The organism is Halorhabdus sp. CUG00001, assembly GCF_009797925.1.
In the GTDB taxonomy this organism is placed as follows: Archaea; Halobacteriota; Halobacteria; order Halobacteriales; family Haloarculaceae; genus Halorhabdus.
Genome location: NZ_VOLB01000001.1, coordinates 845019 through 862809, shown reverse-complemented (window position 1 = coordinate 862809; position 17791 = coordinate 845019). Strand labels below are relative to the sequence as shown.

Below are 17791 nucleotides of genomic sequence, written 5' to 3'. Positions count from 1 at the left end.
ATACCGCGACAGCGCCCGCAGGAGGCACCGATTATGCGTCGGTTTCAGCTGCCGATGCAGTTTCGGCACGTGGATCCGGCAAGTCATAAGAGACGCCGGTCAGCGCGACCGAGCGGTCCCACAATTCCCTGGCGAGTGGTGGGTCGTACGAGCGATCACTGGAGCGCTGAATCTCGGGCGATCCGCGCATGTTCAGCAAGCCGCCAGGGCCGACGTATTCCCCGCCAGTCACATCCGGATCGGTTGCGGCCCGCACCATCGGCAATGCACCCGTGGCTGCCGATTGGGCAAACACGGCGTTGGCGACTTTCATCAGCCAGAGGCGGACTCGCGACCCGGATTGTTCAGGCCCGCGTCGCTGGAGGTTGGTCGCCGCATATCCCGGGTGACAGGCTACGCTCGTGATATCGGCGTCGGTCGCCTGCAGCCGACGGTCGAGTTCGTAGGCAAACAGCACGTTCGCGAGTTTCGACTGGGCGTAGGCGTCGTAGCGGTCGTAAGACTCCTCGCCGTGGAGATCGTCGAAATCGATCTCTCCGCGTTCGTGCAGGCCGCTACTCTGGGTGACGATCCGACTTTCACCGGGTGTTTCCTCGAGTTTGTCCAGCAGCAGGCCAGTGAGTACGAAGTGGCCGAGGTGATTGACGCCGAACTGCATCTCGAAGCCGTCGATGGTTTCCCTCCGCGGGAGTGCCATCACGCCAGCGTTGTTACAGAGGGCGTGAAGCTCCGTGTAGTCTGCTCGGACCGTCTCGGCGAACGCGCGGACGCCGGCGAGGTCGGCGAGGTCCAGTTCCTCGATCGAAAGTGTGGCTTCGTCTACCGAATTGTGTATCTGTTCACGGGCCGACCGAGCCCGTTCCAGATCCCGGCAGGCCATGATGACGTGGACATCGTTGGCGGCGAGAGCTTTCGTCACCTCGAAGCCGATCCCGCTGTTGGCTCCCGTGACGAGGGCTGTCCGTCCGGAGTGATCGCCCATCGCGGTATGGTCCCAGGAATCTGAACGCATTACTTCTCAAACGGGATTGTGGCGCATAAAGCTCCGCCCTCCTGGCGTGGACACGGCAGACAGCAGTCGTTCAGTCAGGTGTCCCAGCGGACGTCCTCGATCGTCTCTCGATCGTCACTCGCGATGACGGTCCCAATCTGGTCGCCGTCGTCGTATTCGTCGACGTGGATCCGGTTGTACCCCTCGGTGACGACTTCACGGACGTCGGCCGCGAGGTCCTCGGCCTCCTCGACACCGAGACGGTTCTGGCCACCGATCTCGCGGACGACGATCGGATATTCGGGCATCGAAACGGGATCTACGGGAGTGGTATTCAAGGGTCTGTCGTGATGCGTTCGCTCCCACTGGCGTCTTGAGGCATTCCGTTCCGGTGACCGGCGACTCAAGTGTGTCACTCACCTCCAGCGGGGCATGGACGGCGAGTACGATCTCGTGATCGTGGGAGGGGGCATCAGCGGGGCTGCACTCCTCTATACGGTCGCGACATTCACCGACGTCGAGTCAGTCGCCCTCTTCGAGAAAGAGCCGACGATAGCCGCGATCAACTCCCACCACACGAACAACTCCCAGACGCTGCACTTCGGAGACATCGAGACCAACTACTCCCTCGAGAAGGCCACGGAAGTCAAGGCGGGCGCGGAGATGGTCGCCGGCTATCTGGCGGCCAACGATCCCGACGGCGACATGCACGCCAAGCGCTCGAAGATGGCGCTGGCTGTCGGTGAGGCAGAAGTCGACCGTCTTCAGCGGCGGTATCACGAAAACGGATTCGGTGAGCTGTTCCCGAAGCTCGAGGCGATCGACCGCGAGGAGATCGCCGAGATCGAACCGAACGTCGTCGAGGGCCGTGATCTCGACACCGAGATGCTCGCCCTGCAGACGCCAGACGGCTACACGGTCGACTACGGCGAACTCGCGACGGACTTCGTTCGTCGTGTCGAGGGCGAGGATGGCGTCGACGTCTTCACCGGGACGGAAGTCGAACAAATCCACGAGACTGGTGAGGAATTCCTTCTGGAGACCGAACGCGGGTGGTACGAGAGCGAGGCAACGGTCGTCGCCGCTGGTTCTCATAGCCTCCAGATCGCCAAATCGATGGGCTACGGCCAGGATATGTCGCTGCTCCCGGTCGCGGGGAGTTTCTTCGTCGCCGAAGACGGCATGCTCAACGGGAAAGTGTACACGCTCCAGATGGCCAAACTCCCCTTCGCTGCGGTCCACGGGGACGCCGAGGTTCACGATCAGGGGCTTACGAGATTTGGCCCAACTGCGAAGGTCGTCCCGGCCTTAGAGCGCGGACGACTCTCGACGGTCCGGGACTTTTTCGACGTGTTCAAACTCTCACCGGCGTCGGTCCTGAGCTACGGGAACATCCTCGCCGACCGGGTGCTGTTGCCATACGTCCTCGAAAATCTCGTCTACGACTTACCAGTGGTCGGCAAACGGGCCTTCCTGCCCCACGTCCGGAAAGTCGTCCCGACGATCCAGCCAGAAGACATCGAGCGCGCGAAAGGCTACGGCGGCGTCCGCCCACAGATCGTCGACACCGACGCCAAGTCTCTAGACATGGGCGAGGCCAAAATCACGGGCGATGGAATTCTGTTCAATATCACGCCCTCCCCCGGTGCCTCGACGTGTCTGCAGAATGCAATGTGCGACGCCGAGCAACTGACCGAGTGGCTCGACATCGAGTTCGACGACGCGGCCTTCAGAGCGGCGACGATCGACAACTTCCCACGTGCGTCTGACCCATCGCAGTGAGCGTCAGGCGTGGGTCGTCGCGAGGGCCACGCTGTGTGTCCCCGACCCGGCGTCACTGATTTATCGGCCTGGCCCGTTGGCTCGCCCATGTTTGCGTTGTCGGCCGTCGTCGCTCCCGGTGCCCTCGACGTCCGAGCGCTGGCAGAGAGCATTCCGCTGCAGGTGTGGCAAGCGTTGTTGCTCGGAAGTATGGTGTTCTCTCTGGGCGTGCTCTATCGCGTCGCCCAGCCGGGTGGTCGCTGGGGGCAGCGACTTCGATCTCGGTTCGTCCTCGGCGTCCCGTGGGGGACAGTGCTGGGGTTGTGCGTGGTTTTGGGCGTCTACTTTTTCGTCCAGGGTGGGCTGGCCCACCGGTTCGATCCCGTCAACCTCCCGTTCCGTGCCACCTCTTATGCCCACCCGCTGGGCGTGGCACTGGCTGGCTTTGCCCACCTCGATTGGGGGCACTTGCTCGGGAATCTCTTTTCGGGACTCGTCTTCGGTTCGATCGCCGAATACGGCTGGAGTCATTATCCGACGGCCCGCGGCGAGCAATCGTTCACGTCGTGGCGTGACAATCCCTACGTCAGGATCGGTGTCGTCTTCGGTGGGATCATCGTCGCGGGATTCCTGACGGCGGCTCTGTCCTGGGGTCCGCTCATCGGTTTTTCCGGTGTCGTCTATCTGTTAGCCGGGATCGCGCTGGTCTTCTATCCCATCACGACACTCGTCGGTATCGTCGCCTGGCCAAGGCTGTGGCACCTCCTCAGCGCGTTCAACGATCCACTCCAGATCGCCCAACCGAACGTGGGCTATTCGGGCGTCGGGTTCGCGGGCACCGCCATCCAGGGCCATGCGTTTGGCTTTCTCATCGGCGTGTTGATCGGGGCCGCGATCCTCCATCGGCGTCGCCGGTCGGCGAGTCCGGGCCGCATCTGGCTCGGAGCGATGATCTACACCGTGGCTAACGGGCTCTGGAGCATCTTTTGGTACCTCGGGAATAGCCAGTATATCCGCTTTCGGACGCTCGGGACGGTGTTGCTGTTTGTCCTTGCCGGGTTGATCGTGCTCGTCGTCGCGGGCCGGGACCGCTCGCCATCGGATCGACTCGTTGCCCCCTCCCTCGGGCGCTTTGCTCGCTCCGTGCCATCGGCCCGCCAGATCGCGGTCGGGACGATCTTGTTCGCCCTCGTTTCGATGTCGATGATCGGCGTCGTGATCAACCTCTCGGCACCTACGGGTGCGGACTTCCCGGACGATAGCATCGAAGTCCGCGACTACGAGATCGCCTACGTACAGAACGTCACTAACGAGCAAATCGCCGTCGTCGACTTGCCGTTGCTCGATCAAGTGACGGACGTTCAAACGAGTGGCGTCGTAGTCTACAGTGACCAGCGGCGGCTGTGGCACCAGGTCATCAGCGAGAGCAACCTCGAATCGCGGGGCAGCGCTCGTGTTCTAGTCGGCGGCGTCGGGTGGCGACGGCCAGTCTATGCCTACCGGTCGGGGTGGGACGCTCTGGGCGGAGACACTACCTACCAGGTGTTTCTCCGTCCGGAAGGGCACGAACCAACGCTGGTCCACACGGCTTCGCCCGCGGTCGCCGACGTCATCCTCGACAACCGTACCGTCGCGATCCGTTCCGGGACTGACGGGTTCGAGGTAGTCGTCAGGCGGGGCAATCAGACGCTTGGCGTCGGCGGGTTTCCCGACAGTGGGGCGAACGTGACCGTCGGCGGTATCACGTTCGCGCGCACAGAACAGAACCTCTATGCGTCGGCCGATGGCACCACGCTGCGGATTGCCCAGCGACGCATTCCACCGACACGACGGCGATAACTGCGACTGCTCGAATGCGTCCGTTCAGGCCCACTCGATGCGGAACAGTTCGACGTCGATCTCGCGGCTGTCGGCCTCGTGGAACTCGAACTGTCGAGGGAGGGTAAACGACGACCGGTAGGCAGCCGTCACATTGCCGCCGTGGTCCGCCGCGAACGATTCGACGAACTCGGCACTGCCGCTGTTGTGAATCGAGTACGACACCGCGGCGATGTCGGCAGCCGTCTCCAAAAATGCCCGGTCGGCGTGTTCGTTCCCGTTTTGGGCGCCAAACGGTGGATTCATGAGCACCGTCACCGGCTCGTCGGGACACACCGCGTGGCCGGTGGCGTCGGCCTGGATCCAGGAGACAGCTGTGGTCGTCCCGACGCGTTGGCGGTTCCCGGCTGCCGTCGTGAGTGCATCGGGATCGAGGTCGACACCGACGACGCGTTCTGGCCCGCAAAGAGCGGTACCGAGCGCGAGCATGCCCGTCCCGCAGCCGAGATCGACGACCCACTGGCCGTCGAGATCGCCGTTCAGATCCGCTAGATGGACCAGATGTGACGCCACTGCGGGCGGCGTACGATACTGTTCGAGGTCGGCCGTCGGGTCGTCGAAGCCGACGACGACACCGAGTTTGGCCGCGAGTTCGCGTTTCGTACTCATCGATGTGCCGACGCGGGGATGCGTCTTTCTGACATCTGGAGTCGAGACTGGGAAAAAGCTTCGACGGAACGGCGATACGGACCGACCAGCCGCCGCTTCTCGCCTCACCGCCAAACCGTGTCGTCCCCGCTCAACTACTCCAGAGGTGCCGGTCTTCCATCGACTTCGGTGATCGATAGCCGATCACCTTGTGATCCTGCGATTCGTGCCACGACGCCATGCGCTCGTCGATGTACTCCGAGCAGTCCATGCAGTACCAGGTTGCCATTGTTCTTGCCTCCGGGAGAGCGGCGCCGCTCGCAACGACGCCGACTACATTTTGATGATAAAACGTGATACAGGATAATATTTCCGGTACAATTGAGTAGAGCCCCGATCACAGCGACAGTCGAAGATGTCGCTGTCTTACCAGGTGCCGTGGAAGGTGTCGAACTCCAACTGGTCGAGGGGTTTCTCGCCGATCGCGATCTCGTATTCGCCCGGTGTGAGCATCGGCTGGTCGAACTGGGGACCGTCGTCGGTCGTAATCCGCGGACAGCCCGTGTTGACGTAGGCGTCTAACCCGAAGTTCGTGAGTTTGTCGGGCGTGACGTTGTTCATCGTGAGCAGATAGGCATCGTCGTTTTCGGCGACGATCTCGCGGGCGCGTTCGAACCGGCCCTGGCCGATCTTCGTACAGTAGATGACGCCCCACGTTTCGGCGTCCATCGCGCGATGGACGGCTCCGTAGCGTTGTTTGATGAACGCGTCGGCGTCGGCGATGTCGACGACGTTGTTGACGGGATCGGCGATCACGACGTGTTTCTCGGGCTGGTCCATCGCCAGGCCCATCGGGTGGAACTTCCCACCGCCGACGTAGAGCATCTGGTCGGCATCGACGTCCGCAGAGGCGTAGTTGCACCCAAGGACTTGCCCCTCGTGGGTCAGGCGCTCGTCGCCCCGGCGGACGTGCACAGTGTATCCTTCGTCTTCGAGGAACGCCCGCATCTCGTCGAACTTGTTCATGTGTTGGGCGGTCGTGACGAGTCCGATGTCAGGGTCGTCGTCGGGGTCCTCGAACTCAGCGAGTGCTTCCTCCATGATCGGGAATACGTCGACATTCGAGAACAGCGGGACGTAGATGATCTGTTCTGACTCGTTCATCGGGCTGTGGCCGAAGTGAACGAACACGTCACTGTGACGCATCAACTCCGTGTCGAGGTCACAGGCCCCGTAACACGGCTCGCCCGAGAGCATCACTGACACGTCCTCGGGCAGGGCCTGTCGAAGGTCGTCTGCGACAGCCGGCCCCCGGCGTTTGAGTCCCTCGGGGAACTGCAGGCCAACCGTGTTAGCGTTTCGTTCATCGACAGCCTCGCTGATCCGATCGAGTTCGTAGTCCCACTCACGATCGTGTTTGAGTGCCATCCCCGTTTCAGTCAGATCGCCCGCAGACTGCTCGCTTTCGTGACTCATTGAACGCGCCTAACGGACCAGTGCGTAAAACGACGGCGCTCCCGGCACAGCTGCCGGTTTCCGCCACGGTAGCGTCTCTCGTGGCCACCCTGTGTGACAGTTACTCGACGTGCTCGCGCAACGTCTCGATATGTGATTCGAGGACGCGGATCGTCGCATCCGCGTCGGAATAGCCCTGTTCGTACTGGTCGAGGGCTGTTTCGGACTGTTCGAGGAACGTTTCGACCGCCGTGTCTACATCGGTCATATCTCGGCTTTCGATGGGCATGCCCCTGAGCGTTCCGGAACGACAAGACGGTGAGTCTCCAGTCACCACACTCAATCGTTATCGAACCGTATAAGAGACGTCGCTATCCCGGAGTGCGTCAGTGACGCGTCCGACGACGTCGGTCGTTGCCACGACGACCACGCTCAACCCTCTGCTCGCTGCGTCGGCAGCGACTTCACCCGCCGCGAAGTGTGTCGTCGGGGTGATCTCGGCTTCTTTGAGTGCACCGACAGCTTCGACCCCGGCCGCTGTAACGAGATCCGCGTCGTGGGCCGCTGTCTGCAATCGATCGAGATCCGGCGTCTCGTCGGACCTGACGGGCGGCACCTGGAGAATATCGACCTCGCCGGGTTGCAGTTCGATGACGCCTTCGAATCCGGTGACGCCGACGACTTCTCCCGCGTCGGCATCGGTCGTCGCGACCCCCGTCGCACCGTCTTCGCCCGGGCGAGCCCGGAGTAAGCCCGTCTTCATGAACAGGGCCACGGACTGGCCTTCCACGATGGGTTCGACGGCGAGGGCTGCGTCTTCCTGGACACTGCCAAGGACGTCTTCGGTCACGTGATCGGCGAACCGACGGACGTCCGTCGCTGCGGAGAACAGCCAGTCGACGCCCTCGTTCGTGACGCGATATCGTGAGCGTCCCTCTTTCTCGACGAACCCATCCTCGACGAGTTCACGAATGTACTCGCTGACGGCCTGGCTCGTGACGCCGACCGCCTGGGCGATCTCACCTTGACTCACCGCCGGCTGGCGTTCGGCGATCTCCACCAGGATCCGAAAGCGGGTCGCCGCCCGCTTGTTGTCGAGGACGTCTATCATGCCCGATTGGTCGGTGCGCTGGGTGATAAACCCCGGGACCCACGGCGACGAAATTGCCAGCCGGCGGCGACACGTTGATAGCCGTCACTCCCGCAGGGAGGGACAATGGACCTGACGCTTCGAGATCGCGGTGTAGTCCTCGGAGAGGCGCTGGTCGTCGCTGATCTCCACCTGGGCCGCGAGCGCTCCTCGACGGTCGAGCTATCGGTCGGCTCGGAGCGATCGCTCCGTGAGCGTCTCTCTGGACTCATCGAAGACCACTCCGTCTCCGAGGTGGTCGTCGCCGGCGATCTCTTACATGCGTTCGATTCACTCCCGCCAGACGTTGTGGCTTCCTACAAGCAACTCCGTGATGTCGTGACCGATCACGGGTGCCGGTTGGTCGTGACGCCGGGGAATCACGACGTCCTGCTCGATGCTGTCCGTGACGGGCCATCTCCCGAGGAATACGCGCTTTCGGACGGACAAACGGTCGTCTGCCACGGTCACGAACCGCCGGAGACCGATGCCGACCGGTACGTGATCGGGCACGATCATCCAGCGATCGAAATCGAGGGCCAGAAGCGACCGTGTTACCTCCACGGTACCGATGTGTATCGCGATGCCGATGTGTTGGTTTTGCCAGCGTTCAACGAACTCGTCGCTGGAGTGACGATCAACCACATCGGCGCCGATGGGTTTCACTCACCGCTGATCGAAAACGTCGACACATTCCGACCGATCGTCCGGGACGATACCGCCGGAGAAACGCTCTCGTTTCCCCCGCTTGGCTCGCTGCGTGGGCTCCTCTGACAGGGCAACGGTTTTTGGCCGGGGCGTGGTAGGTCCATCTATGGAAGCTGCTGTCATCATCCTCCTGGGATCGCTGCTCGCCATCGGCATCTTGGTCGCGCTAACGCGGTGGCTCGTCCCGAAAACACTCGCTGAAGAGCCCGAAAGCACTGCTGGCCACTAGTCCTCGATTGCTCACTCGGTGAGCACCTCGGCCGCAATTCGCCCGCTTTCGAGTGCGCCCTGAATCGAACACCAGCGGGTGTAATCGCCCGCAAGCACCACCGGCCCGTCGGGCGCAGTCGGCTCCGGGGTCGTCTCCAGAAACCCGGGCGGCTGGTCGAACTGCGCGAACGGAACCCGCTCGGTGCGACGGTGCTCCAAGCCCGACAGCGACCGTTCTGGATACCACGATTCCAGCGTTTCGCGGACGTCTCTGACGAGTTTTGCGTCGTCTTCTTCGGGTTCCCCGAGGAACGTCGCCGCGAGCAACTGCTCGCCGTCGGGCGCGTACTCGGGGGCGACGGCCGACAGTTGGGCTAGCTGGTTTGGCTGGCCCTCAACAGCGTTCAACAGCAGTCGAGTCCCCGTATCCAGGGGCGTTTCGGTGGGAAGACTCACGTACACCGTCGCACAGCCGCGGGTCCCGGAAGGCGTCTCGACGCCAGTCAGTTCCGTAGCCGTCTGTGGGTCCGTTGCGACGACAACACCGTCGCTATCGACCGTCTCACCGTCGACCGTGACGGTGCCGCCGTCGTCGATCGCGTCGACGGATCTGCCGGTTTCGATACGTGCGCCGGCATTCCGGGCCCGGTCGGCGAGTTGCTCGGGGATCGCTTGCATGCCATCGGCCGGAATTGCTGCCGCGCCTGCTGTGAGCATCTTGAACGTGTATTCGAACACGCGAGCGTCAGTCGACAGCGACCGGTCCAGGGTGATCCCGCCGTAGAACGGCCCAGCGAATCGCTCGATGAACAGCCGGGAGAAGCCCCGCTCAGCCAGAAACGACTCGATCGTCTGGTCGGGTCGGTTCGGATCGAGGATCGTCTCGACGTCTCTGTGTGCCAGCTCCCGCCGGAGACGGAGTACTCGTAATTTGTCCCCGAGGCGCACGTCGCGGTTGAACAGTGTCTGGGTCAGTGTCTTCGGGTCCCGGAGCGGATCAGCGAGCACCGATCGTTCGCCAGGTTTCCCGATCGTCGCCCCAGGCCCGAACCGCCGTAGATCGAGCGCCCCGAGGTCGAGCTCGCGCCTGACGGCCGGATAGCTGTCGAAGACGACCTGGAACCCGCGATCGAACGTGTACCCGTCGGCGTGCTCGGTCCGGACACGACCGCCGATAGTCTCTTTGGCTTCGAAGACGGTCACGTCCTGTCCTGTCTCTGCCAGTCGACTCGCTGCAACCAGCCCCGCGAGACCACCACCAGCGACGAGCACGTCTATCATACAATACCGTACGATCTCAGTCGGCAAAATTCCACGGCCGGGTTGGCCCGGTACCACTCGCGCTCGACCGGACGACACTTGTCGGCGACGCCCGATACTGTGGCTATGGACGCCGCGGCCACCCCAGTTCAGTTTTGCTGTGTCGAGTGCGATTCGATCGTGCCGCCAGCGGACGTGACGGGGCCTTGCCCGGACTGTGGCGGGACCGTCCGCGTTACGTTCGATCCGGACGCGCTACCTGCCGACCCCACGGCGTTGTCAAGCGCCCCCGGGTCAGGCATTGCCCGCTACTCGAACAGCCTCGACGTGGATCTCTCCGAACTGGCGATGGGCGTTGGTGGTGGCAATCCGATCGGCTGTCCCACGCTCGAAACCACGTACGGTGTCGATTCCCTCGCCGTCGTCGACGAGGGGCGCAATCCGACCGGTAGCGCTGTGGACAGAGAGATGGCGACTGCCGTCGCGACGGCTGTGGCGCGCGGTGCTGATCGCATCGTCCTCCCTTCGACGGGCCACGCTGCACAGTCAGCAGCCGCATACGCTGGCCGGGCAAATATCGAGTCACTGGCCTACGTCCCCTCCCGGACGCCGTTTCTCAACAAGGCGATGACGAACGTCCACGGCGGCGAACTCTCGGTCGTCGAAGGCCGGTACAGCGACGCCGAGACGGCCTTCGTCGATGACGAGGCGACTGGCTTTCCCGTCGGTCCAGGCTCGCCGTTCCGCCGGCTCGGGGCGGCGACACTCGCCTGGGACGGGCTGGCTGGTCTCGACTGGACGGCCCCCGACGCGATCGTCGTCCCTGTCAGTCACGGCCAGCGAGTGGCTGGCATGCAAGCCGGCCTGAAAGCGGCCAGCGAGGCCGGATACGTCGGCTCTCTCCCACGACTGTACGCGATCCAGCCCGAGGGGTGTCCACCCATCGCTGACGCCTGCCAGGCAGCGACAGCGATCGACTCGACCGACGCCCCAGACACTGTCATCGGGCCCCTCGAAATTCCCGATCCGGTCCGTGGAGCGAGCGCGGTAACTGCCATCAGTGAATCTGGAGGCGGGGCGGCGACTGTCTCGGACGAGGATGCCCTCGCGGCGGCTGTCGATGCGAACGCTTCGGCCGGCATCGAGTGCAGTGCCACGGGCGGCGTCGCACTCGCTGGCCTCGAGGCACTGATTGATCGCGGTGCAGTCACACAAGACGAGTCCGTGGTGGTCATCGACCCACTTGCCGCTGCTGGGGAGAGCGATCTCCTGCGAAGCCATTTGATGAGTCGCGGCGTGTGAGTGATCGATACGACCGCACAGCACGTCTTTCCCGTCGAATTACCCAATGTATCGGAGATCTTCCTCGGCCGGAGCCGAGGCGTTGCCTTCCATCTCTTGGATCTTCCGGACGACATCTTCCATCTCGTCTGCACGTTCTTCGAGCGATCCGTAGTCGACCTCGAAGCCGAGTACGTCCTGCAGCACTTCTAGAACTGCCTGGGCGCTTTTCGGATCGACGAGATACCCGGATGTCTCACCCATGAGACAGGCTGCAGGCAGGTCACGGCGCTGTCCGAGCCCGAGCAAGAGCCCGGACACGCCGACGATGCCGCCGGCTGGTTCGTTCTCGCGGAACTCGACCCCAACGTCTTCGAGTTCGTCCGTCAGGCCGTCTGTCGTCGCGGCACCGATCACGTCGTACTCCTCGATGAGTTCGCCGGTTGGGACGCCGCCCAACGCGAAGATGCGCTCGACGCCAAACGCAGCCCCCACGTCCAGAAACGCCTCGACGAGGCCGTAGTGACCCACGTTATCCTGCGCCTGGTGGTCCCCCGAGAGGACGAGCATATCCTGTCCATCTTCCGGCGAGATGGCGTGAAATTCGGCACTTGCGAGTTCGATCCCGTCGTCGATGGTCACCTGTGGGGGAAAGTGCTGAGAGTAAACCCGCCGGACCGGCGTGCTATCGAGTTCTTCGAGCAAGTGTTCGACCGCGAGTTTCCCGACGTGGCCGACGCCGGGTAGCCCTTCGATCAGCACCGGCGACTCCAGATCTACCGCTTCGAGTGTCTCGATTTCGTACTCGTCCATACGGTCTATTCCCGATTGGCGCGCTTAAGTGCGCGTCGATACTCGCCGTACGGATCTTCCGGAGAGAAGGGTGCAGGAGCAGTGTTTTCGGTCGGTGCTCCACATTCGGGGCAGGAATCGGCCAGCGTGTACACCGGGCGTTCGTGGCGGTCGCCCCAGGCCGCACACACCCGGATGTCGGCTTTCATTCCTCGTCGGTATTGCGCTCGCGGTGGAAGTGGCCGGTGCCACCGTAGTCGGCGATCGTGTCGGCGGCCCGCTGTGCGCTGTCTTCGAGGGCCGTCTCGGCGGTCTTGTAGTCCGGGGCCTGGACCTCGATGCGGTACTCGGGCGCACCGACGTAGGTCACGTCGAGGTCGATCTCCTCGGACACGTCTCCGTCCCCTTCGGCCGCCTGCAAGGCCTCTTTGACTCCATCGACGCCGTCTTTGTCAGGACAGGTCAGGTCGACGTAGCCGGTGACTTTGACGTACGGCACCGAGACGTTCTCGCGAGCCGTCTGGACGATCGCTTCGATATCTCCCTCGTCGAGGTCGGTGTCTTCGAGCGCTTCCGTGCCGTGGATGGCGGCCTGCTCGAAGCCGTCGTACATCGAGCCGAACCCAGAGAGGAGTTCCTCGGCGATGGCACCGTACGTGTCGTCTTCGATGTCCTCGCCGAAGGCGATTGTCATCCAGTTGTCTGCCTTCTGTTCGTTTTTCCACTCCTGGATCTTCTCTTTGCGCTGGTGATCGTTGACGTCCTTGATCGAGAGATCGATCTGCTGGGCGTCCCGATCGACATCGAGGACCTTCGCGACGACTGTCTGGCCTTCGTTGACGTGGTCGCGAACGTTTTTGATCCATCCGGAGGCGACCTCGCTGATGTGGGCCAGCCCGCGCTTGTCGTCATACTCCTGGAGGTCGACAAAGACACCGAAGTCCTCGATCTCGTCGACGCGACCGACGACGAGTTCGCCTGGATCGGGCCAGCCACTGAACTTCATCGTTGCTCGACGGCTTCGATCACGTCGCCTTCGATTGCAGCCTTGCCACCAGTCGGGCGGACCAGCGTGTGTCCACAAACCGCACACGCGATCTCGCTTGCGGCCTTACCGAAGACGATCTGTTCGTTCTCACAGTCCGGACAGCGGACGTTGTAGAAGCTCCCGGCCATAGTTACTCCTGGAACTCCAGTCGACCGGCGCGCCATCCCTCACGAAGGTGGGCGTTGCCACACTCCGAGCAGCGGTAGGTCAGGTTGGTCTTTTTGGTCGGCTTGTCGCCACCGGGGACCTTCGAGAATTTGCCGCTGTTCCCGATACCCGATTGGCGCTCGCGCTGTCGACCGTTGACTTTCGTCATTCCCGTGGCCCGGCCCTGACGGACTTTCTCAACCTCGTGTTCGTGGTGTTCGTTGCAGTTGGGACAATAGGTGTTAAACCGGCGTGGCATCTCCATGATATCGACCTTGCGGGTGGATTGGTCAGCCCCGCTTAAAACCCGTTTGGTTCCGAAGCGCCACAGCCGTGGGACGTGGGCCGTTCACACACCAGATCCGTCCCATTGCTCTGGCCACATTGTGGCCTCCGAAGCGCTTAATGCTGTCATGGGCGAAGTCCGGCCAACTGTATGATGCGACTTATCGTCCGTGGCGATCCCGGGATCCGAAAGGGTGCAACTATCGAATACGACGGCGAGCAGTACGTCTGTTTCGGGATCACTCGCCAGGGTGACTGGCACGGGCCGGATCGCCCACAACTGTGGTGTACGATCGGCACGGAAGACGAACAAGAGGACTTCGAACTGCGGAATTTCATCCCGATGCACTTAGCGACCGAAAGTACCGACGCCGAGGCGATCACGGTCCTCGAAGCGGCCTGAGTCTCGTTTTACGACGGCGATCCGTCCAGCGCTGCCTGATCGACCCGATAGAGCGTCACGTCTCCGAACCGCTCTTCGACGGTGACTGCATCCAACTCCTGGATCGTCGTGTCGGGGTACGCTTCACGTTCGAGCGGACCGACGTAGATCAGCTCGACGTCGTAGGCCGCGAGGAGTGACCGCTGGCGGGCGGGCGGACCAGTGAATATCGTTTCGACGTCGCCGACCCGATCCCAGTAGGCGTCAGTCCCGCGATAGCCGACCTCGTGGACCCAGCCCGCGAGCGTCGGCACACCGGTCAGGCTCGACGGTGCGTTGACCCACTGGTAGATATTTGTTCCGGGCTTCGTAACCATGTTCGGCTGCCCCTCGACGTTCTCATCTATCCACTGGATCGCGTCGTACTCGTCGGGATGGTACGTTTCGGCGAACGCGAGCGCGTCGAGTGTCGGGTCGTCAGTCTGGGCGTACCCACCATCCGCCCGGAAGTGGTTCGCCATAGCCAGGCCACCGTATATCGATGTCGACACCAACAAGATGGCCGCCAGGACGCTGAAACCACGTCGCCAACGCGGTCCATCGAAGCCAAGTGATGGGCGCCGATCGGCGAACAGCCCGACCAGTGCAACTCCCATGGCCGTCGCCAGGAGTACCCAGATCTGCATGTAGGTCTTGAAGACGGTGTTCATTCGGCCCGGCCCGGCCTGTTCTTTGACGTAGACGAATTCGACGAGCAGCGCCAGCCCGATCCCACCGAGAATCAGGACCGTCTCGAATCCGGGCGTCGGCAACTCGTCGTACTCGCCGAGTCGTCTGAGTAGCCACCCGACGATCAGCAGGGGCACGAACAGCGCGACGGCTGCAGCATCGACGACCAACGAGAGGATGACAATCATGCCCACCAGCCCTACTGCCCGGAGCGGTCGACGGAGCTGTGGTCTCGCGTAGCGAGCGTAATACAGCGCGAAAACTGCCAGGAACGCCCCGTGGACGATCACGAGGACGCCCAGCCCACTGCGCTCCGGGAGCCAGCCGATCCCGCGCTGGCCACTGGCTGCCTGTAGCCAGAAGGGCAGGGATACCACGCCCCCGATCGCCAGCACGCCGACGCCGGTGATGACCGCGAGGGTGTGTCGAGCGAGTTCATCTCGGACCCAGCCACCGGCGTCGGTCAGCTTCTTCGCCCGTGTGGGGAGCAACGACGTCGGGCTGGCCGGCGCGAGGGCAACTGTCAGCACAGTCAAGCCGCCGATCGAGGGGAACGACCACGTGTTCACGACGGCGAGCATCGCTGCCAGTGGCCCAAGCGCTCCGAGTAGTCCGAGCCGGCGACCCCGGTACTCGGCGGGCGTCCGGTAGTAGCCGTACAGTATCGTCGCGCCCAGCAACAGGAAGGGCGTACTCATCATGTGGGCGTGCATGTCGCCGTTGAGCCAGCCGAACAGCGGGAACTCGTTGATCGTCCCTGGGATGATGCGACTCGCCGTCCAGTAGTTGAACTCGCTGAGACTGATCGCCACGCCCCGCAGTTCGAACCCGAGTATCCCAGCGACCGCCTCCGAGATCGCTCCTGGCAATACCAGGAGGATCAGCTTCGCGGGAACGAGCAGGTTACTCGCAAAGCCGACGAAAAACGCCGACGCGCCGCCGGCGAGACGTGCGGGGTAGCCCCGATGTGCAGCGATAGACTTCGCCAGTCCGTAGGCTGCCGTGACCACCATCGCGTAGAAGCCCGCGTGTGCGAGATTGTATGCAAATCGCGCCGAGGTGTTGGTCAGCCGCGCCAGCAACGACGCCACCAGATGCCCGCCGTAGTAGTACTGCACCGACTCGCCTGCGAACCACATGTCTTCCGGTGGGAGCGTGTTCGCCCGCAGCAGCGACTGGAGTAGCCCGAAATCCAGGAACTTCTCGCCACCGCCGGGATGAACGGCTGGGTCGACTGCTCTGACCGCCACCATGAACAGAAATGCGACGGTGAACACAGCCGCCGTTTCGAGATATATCGAGCGGTCGATCTCGGAGCCACGCAGACGGGCGACGATAGCGAGCCCACCCAACACGGCGATCCCAGCCAACAGCCCAGTGTCGATCGACACACGCCCGAGTACGTAGGTCACGATCCAGACGATCGCAATCGCCGCTGGGATCGCAACGCCGGCACCGCGATCGTCGAGGCGCGACAACACCGCACCAGTGATCGACATACCGATAGCGAGCAGTCCCAGATAGGCGACCAGCCAGACGACGACGGACCCGAATTCCATCACACGCGACAACGAGGAAGTTCCCTAAACGTCTTGTGAAGTCCCCGCCGAGTGTGGTCGGGAATTCGAACTGTTTTTACTCGTTCCCGTGAACGCACAGTCAATGAGTCGGTCCGTCGGACTCGTCGTGCCGGCCTATCGCCCTGACGTCCCTGCCCTCGAATCGTACGTGGCCGCCATCCGTTCTGAGGTCGATCTCGCGACTGTGCGTATCGAGATCGACGACCCGCGCGAGGAGACGATCGAGCAGCTTGACGCCCTCGACGTCAGTGTCAACGCCGTCCCGTACCGACGCGGGAAGGGTGCGGCAATCACCACGGGGTTCGAAGCCCTCGAAACAGATGTCTTCGCCTTCGCCGACGCCGACGGGTCGACGCCTGCTGAGTCGCTCGCAGCCGTCATCGAACCGGTGGCGGCTGATCAGGTCGACCTTGCGGCTGGATCGCGCCGCCATCCTGAAGCCACTATCCAGTCACATCAGACGTTCGCCCGGCGCTTTCTCGGCGATGGGTTCGCGTGGTTCGCTCGTCGAATGCTCGATGCCGAACTCCACGATTACCAGTGTGGGGCCAAGGCACTCTCAGCCTCGGCGTGGGCAGACGTTCGGGGCCATCTCTTCGAGCCTGGCTTTGCCTGGGATGTCGAACTGGTGGCGATCGCTGGTGCATTAGACCTCCGCATCGCGGAAGTGCCGATCACTTGGGAGGACAAGCCCGGATCGACAGTCTCGCCTGTTCGGACATCGCTCGATCTAGCTGGGGCCGTCTTCGCGGCTAGACATCGCGCCAAGCGGCTCAGAGACAGTCGCCTGCACCAGATGATCGCCTCACAGCGAAGTGACGCAACTGCACTCATCGACCGGGAGAGTCAATGACTGACGCTGATTCGCGATTCGGTCGGCACGTCGCATCGCTCCTTTCGGGAGCTCGGTTCGGAAAATTCGTTTCAGTCGGCGTGATCGGGGCGATCAGCGACAACACTGTCCTGGCCATCCTCGGGCTCGGCTTTGCAGTCCCCGAGATGTGGGCCAAGGCAGCAGGAATCGAAACGGCCATCCTCGTTATGTTCGCGGTCAACGAGCGCTGGACGTTCGCCACCGAAGGGACCTCGGGAACGCGAGCGCTTCTCGGGCGCCTCGTGCGATCTCATCTGGTTCGGTCCGGTGGCGTCGCCGTCCAGTTGAGCATCTACTGGGTGTTGACACAGCATCTCGCAGTGACGTTGTACGTCTTCGGGACGGACCTGTGGTTCCTCGCTGCGAGTCCGATCGCCATCGCCGTTGCGATGGTCGTCAATTACGTTTTCGAGAGCCTGTTCACCTGGCAAGTCCACCGTGACGGGGAGGTTGCCGAGCACGGGAAGAAGTAACGGACGGCATCCGAATCACAACCCTTAATGCTCGACCGAGAATACCAAAAGGTAGCGGGATGGGATAGCCAGGAGATTCCGGCGGGCTCATAACCCGCAGATCGGTAGTTCAAATCTACCTCCCGCTATACTTTTGCCGCTCACAAACTCGTGGGCGACGAATATTTCATGGAGTCGATTTGAAGTAGACGACGAGAAAGCGAAGCGACCGCCGTTCGGG

Annotated in this window: 22 protein-coding genes and 1 tRNA gene; 9 read left to right on the top strand and 14 right to left on the bottom strand. The window is 62.7% G+C overall.

Annotated elements, in window-relative coordinates; all coding sequences use genetic code 11:
- Positions 1-31: 31 nt before the first annotated feature.
- Both FR699_RS04300 and FR699_RS04295 read right to left on the bottom strand, forming a co-directional pair.
- On the bottom strand, positions 32-1012 hold the full coding sequence (locus FR699_RS04300) for an oxidoreductase (protein ID WP_158854312.1): 981 nt from the start codon (positions 1010-1012) through the stop codon (positions 32-34).
- Between the two features lie 74 nt (positions 1013-1086).
- Positions 1087-1299: a hypothetical protein gene (locus FR699_RS04295; protein ID WP_158854310.1), complete on the bottom strand. Its 213-nt coding sequence runs from the start codon at positions 1297-1299 to the stop codon at positions 1087-1089.
- Positions 1300-1423: 124 nt separating this feature from the next.
- Between FR699_RS04295 and FR699_RS04290 the strand changes: the two genes are divergently transcribed.
- Together FR699_RS04290 and FR699_RS04285 are read left to right on the top strand one after the other, a co-directional pair.
- Positions 1424-2773, top strand: a complete 1350-nt coding sequence (locus tag FR699_RS04290) for an FAD-dependent oxidoreductase (protein ID WP_158854308.1) — start codon at positions 1424-1426, stop codon at positions 2771-2773.
- Positions 2774-2860: 87 nt separating this feature from the next.
- Complete coding sequence (locus tag FR699_RS04285; protein WP_158854306.1) at positions 2861-4591, top strand: rhomboid family intramembrane serine protease; 1731 nt, start codon at positions 2861-2863, stop codon at positions 4589-4591.
- A 24-nt stretch (positions 4592-4615) separates the two neighbouring features.
- Here FR699_RS04285 and FR699_RS04280 read toward each other — a convergent pair whose 3' ends face one another.
- The 5 genes from FR699_RS04280 to FR699_RS04265 all read right to left on the bottom strand — a co-directional run bounded on the left by FR699_RS04280 (position 4616) and on the right by FR699_RS04265 (position 7784).
- A complete protein-coding gene (locus tag FR699_RS04280) occupies positions 4616-5239 on the bottom strand; it encodes an METTL5 family protein (protein ID WP_158854304.1) in 624 nt (207 codons plus the stop codon).
- Positions 5240-5369: 130 nt separating this feature from the next.
- Positions 5370-5507 carry a hypothetical protein gene (locus tag FR699_RS04275; RefSeq protein WP_154551609.1) on the bottom strand — a complete coding sequence of 46 codons (138 nt, stop codon included), beginning with the start codon at positions 5505-5507 and terminating at the stop codon, positions 5370-5372.
- 137 nt (positions 5508-5644) lie between these two features.
- Positions 5645-6694, bottom strand: coding sequence for a diphthamide biosynthesis enzyme Dph2 (gene dph2 / locus FR699_RS04270; RefSeq protein ID WP_158854302.1), 1050 nt, complete (start codon positions 6692-6694; stop codon positions 5645-5647).
- Between the two features lie 100 nt (positions 6695-6794).
- Positions 6795-6941 carry a hypothetical protein gene (locus tag FR699_RS13105; RefSeq protein ID WP_195837631.1) on the bottom strand — a complete coding sequence of 49 codons (147 nt, stop codon included), beginning with the start codon at positions 6939-6941 and terminating at the stop codon, positions 6795-6797.
- Between the two features lie 78 nt (positions 6942-7019).
- Positions 7020-7784 (bottom strand): MarR family transcriptional regulator, encoded by a 765-nt coding sequence (locus FR699_RS04265; protein ID WP_154551611.1) that lies wholly within the window; start codon positions 7782-7784, stop codon positions 7020-7022.
- A gap of 105 nt (positions 7785-7889) precedes the next feature.
- Between FR699_RS04265 and FR699_RS04260 the strand changes: the two genes are divergently transcribed.
- On the top strand, positions 7890-8576 hold the full coding sequence (locus FR699_RS04260) for a metallophosphoesterase (protein ID WP_158854300.1): 687 nt from the start codon (positions 7890-7892) through the stop codon (positions 8574-8576).
- A gap of 40 nt (positions 8577-8616) precedes the next feature.
- On the top strand, positions 8617-8739 hold the full coding sequence (locus FR699_RS13395; RefSeq protein WP_255470250.1) for a hypothetical protein: 123 nt from the start codon (positions 8617-8619) through the stop codon (positions 8737-8739).
- Between the two features lie 11 nt (positions 8740-8750).
- Here the strand turns inward: FR699_RS13395 and FR699_RS04255 are convergent, their stop codons facing one another.
- Positions 8751-10001: an NAD(P)/FAD-dependent oxidoreductase gene (locus FR699_RS04255; RefSeq protein ID WP_158854298.1), complete on the bottom strand. Its 1251-nt coding sequence runs from the start codon at positions 9999-10001 to the stop codon at positions 8751-8753.
- A 105-nt stretch (positions 10002-10106) separates the two neighbouring features.
- On the opposite strand from FR699_RS04255, the gene FR699_RS04250 reads away from it, so the two are divergent.
- The gene (locus tag FR699_RS04250) at positions 10107-11282 is read left to right on the top strand and encodes a pyridoxal-phosphate dependent enzyme (RefSeq protein ID WP_154551614.1); all 1176 of its coding nucleotides are present in this window, start codon (positions 10107-10109) and stop codon (positions 11280-11282) included.
- 39 nt (positions 11283-11321) lie between these two features.
- On the opposite strand, the gene FR699_RS04245 is transcribed toward FR699_RS04250, so the two are convergent.
- Genes FR699_RS04245 through FR699_RS04225 form a run of 5 tightly spaced genes read right to left on the bottom strand, consistent with a single transcriptional unit; the run spans position 11322 to position 13513 of the window.
- On the bottom strand, positions 11322-12074 hold the full coding sequence (locus tag FR699_RS04245; protein WP_154551615.1) for a proteasome assembly chaperone family protein: 753 nt from the start codon (positions 12072-12074) through the stop codon (positions 11322-11324).
- A 5-nt stretch (positions 12075-12079) separates the two neighbouring features.
- Entirely contained in the window at positions 12080-12262 is a 183-nt protein-coding gene (locus FR699_RS04240) for an RNA-protein complex protein Nop10 (protein WP_158854296.1), read from the bottom strand.
- The gene (locus FR699_RS04235; protein ID WP_158854294.1) at positions 12259-13059 is read right to left on the bottom strand and encodes a translation initiation factor IF-2 subunit alpha; all 801 of its coding nucleotides are present in this window, start codon (positions 13057-13059) and stop codon (positions 12259-12261) included. The genes FR699_RS04240 and FR699_RS04235 overlap by 4 nt, the downstream gene beginning before the upstream one ends.
- Entirely contained in the window at positions 13056-13229 is a 174-nt protein-coding gene (locus tag FR699_RS04230) for a 30S ribosomal protein S27e (protein WP_158854292.1), read from the bottom strand. Before FR699_RS04230 ends, FR699_RS04235 begins: the two co-directional genes overlap by 4 nt.
- A gap of 2 nt (positions 13230-13231) precedes the next feature.
- A complete protein-coding gene (locus FR699_RS04225) occupies positions 13232-13513 on the bottom strand; it encodes a 50S ribosomal protein L44e (protein ID WP_158854290.1) in 282 nt (93 codons plus the stop codon).
- Positions 13514-13684: 171 nt separating this feature from the next.
- On the opposite strand from FR699_RS04225, the gene FR699_RS04220 reads away from it, so the two are divergent.
- A complete protein-coding gene (locus FR699_RS04220; RefSeq protein WP_154551620.1) occupies positions 13685-13936 on the top strand; it encodes an HAH_0734 family protein in 252 nt (83 codons plus the stop codon).
- Positions 13937-13944: 8 nt separating this feature from the next.
- Here the strand turns inward: FR699_RS04220 and FR699_RS04215 are convergent, their stop codons facing one another.
- Entirely contained in the window at positions 13945-16203 is a 2259-nt protein-coding gene (locus FR699_RS04215; protein WP_158854288.1) for a DUF2298 domain-containing protein, read from the bottom strand.
- Positions 16204-16306: 103 nt separating this feature from the next.
- Here FR699_RS04215 and FR699_RS04210 point away from each other — a divergent pair, with 103 nt between their 5' ends.
- The 3 genes from FR699_RS04210 to FR699_RS04200 all read left to right on the top strand — a co-directional run bounded on the left by FR699_RS04210 (position 16307) and on the right by FR699_RS04200 (position 17699).
- Positions 16307-17077, top strand: a complete 771-nt coding sequence (locus FR699_RS04210) for a glycosyltransferase (protein WP_154551622.1) — start codon at positions 16307-16309, stop codon at positions 17075-17077.
- Positions 17074-17571 carry a GtrA family protein gene (locus tag FR699_RS04205; RefSeq protein ID WP_154551623.1) on the top strand — a complete coding sequence of 166 codons (498 nt, stop codon included), beginning with the start codon at positions 17074-17076 and terminating at the stop codon, positions 17569-17571. The genes FR699_RS04210 and FR699_RS04205 overlap by 4 nt, the downstream gene beginning before the upstream one ends.
- Before the next feature lie 53 nt (positions 17572-17624).
- Positions 17625-17699 (top strand) — tRNA-Met (locus FR699_RS04200).
- The last annotated feature ends 92 nt before the right edge of the window (positions 17700-17791 follow it).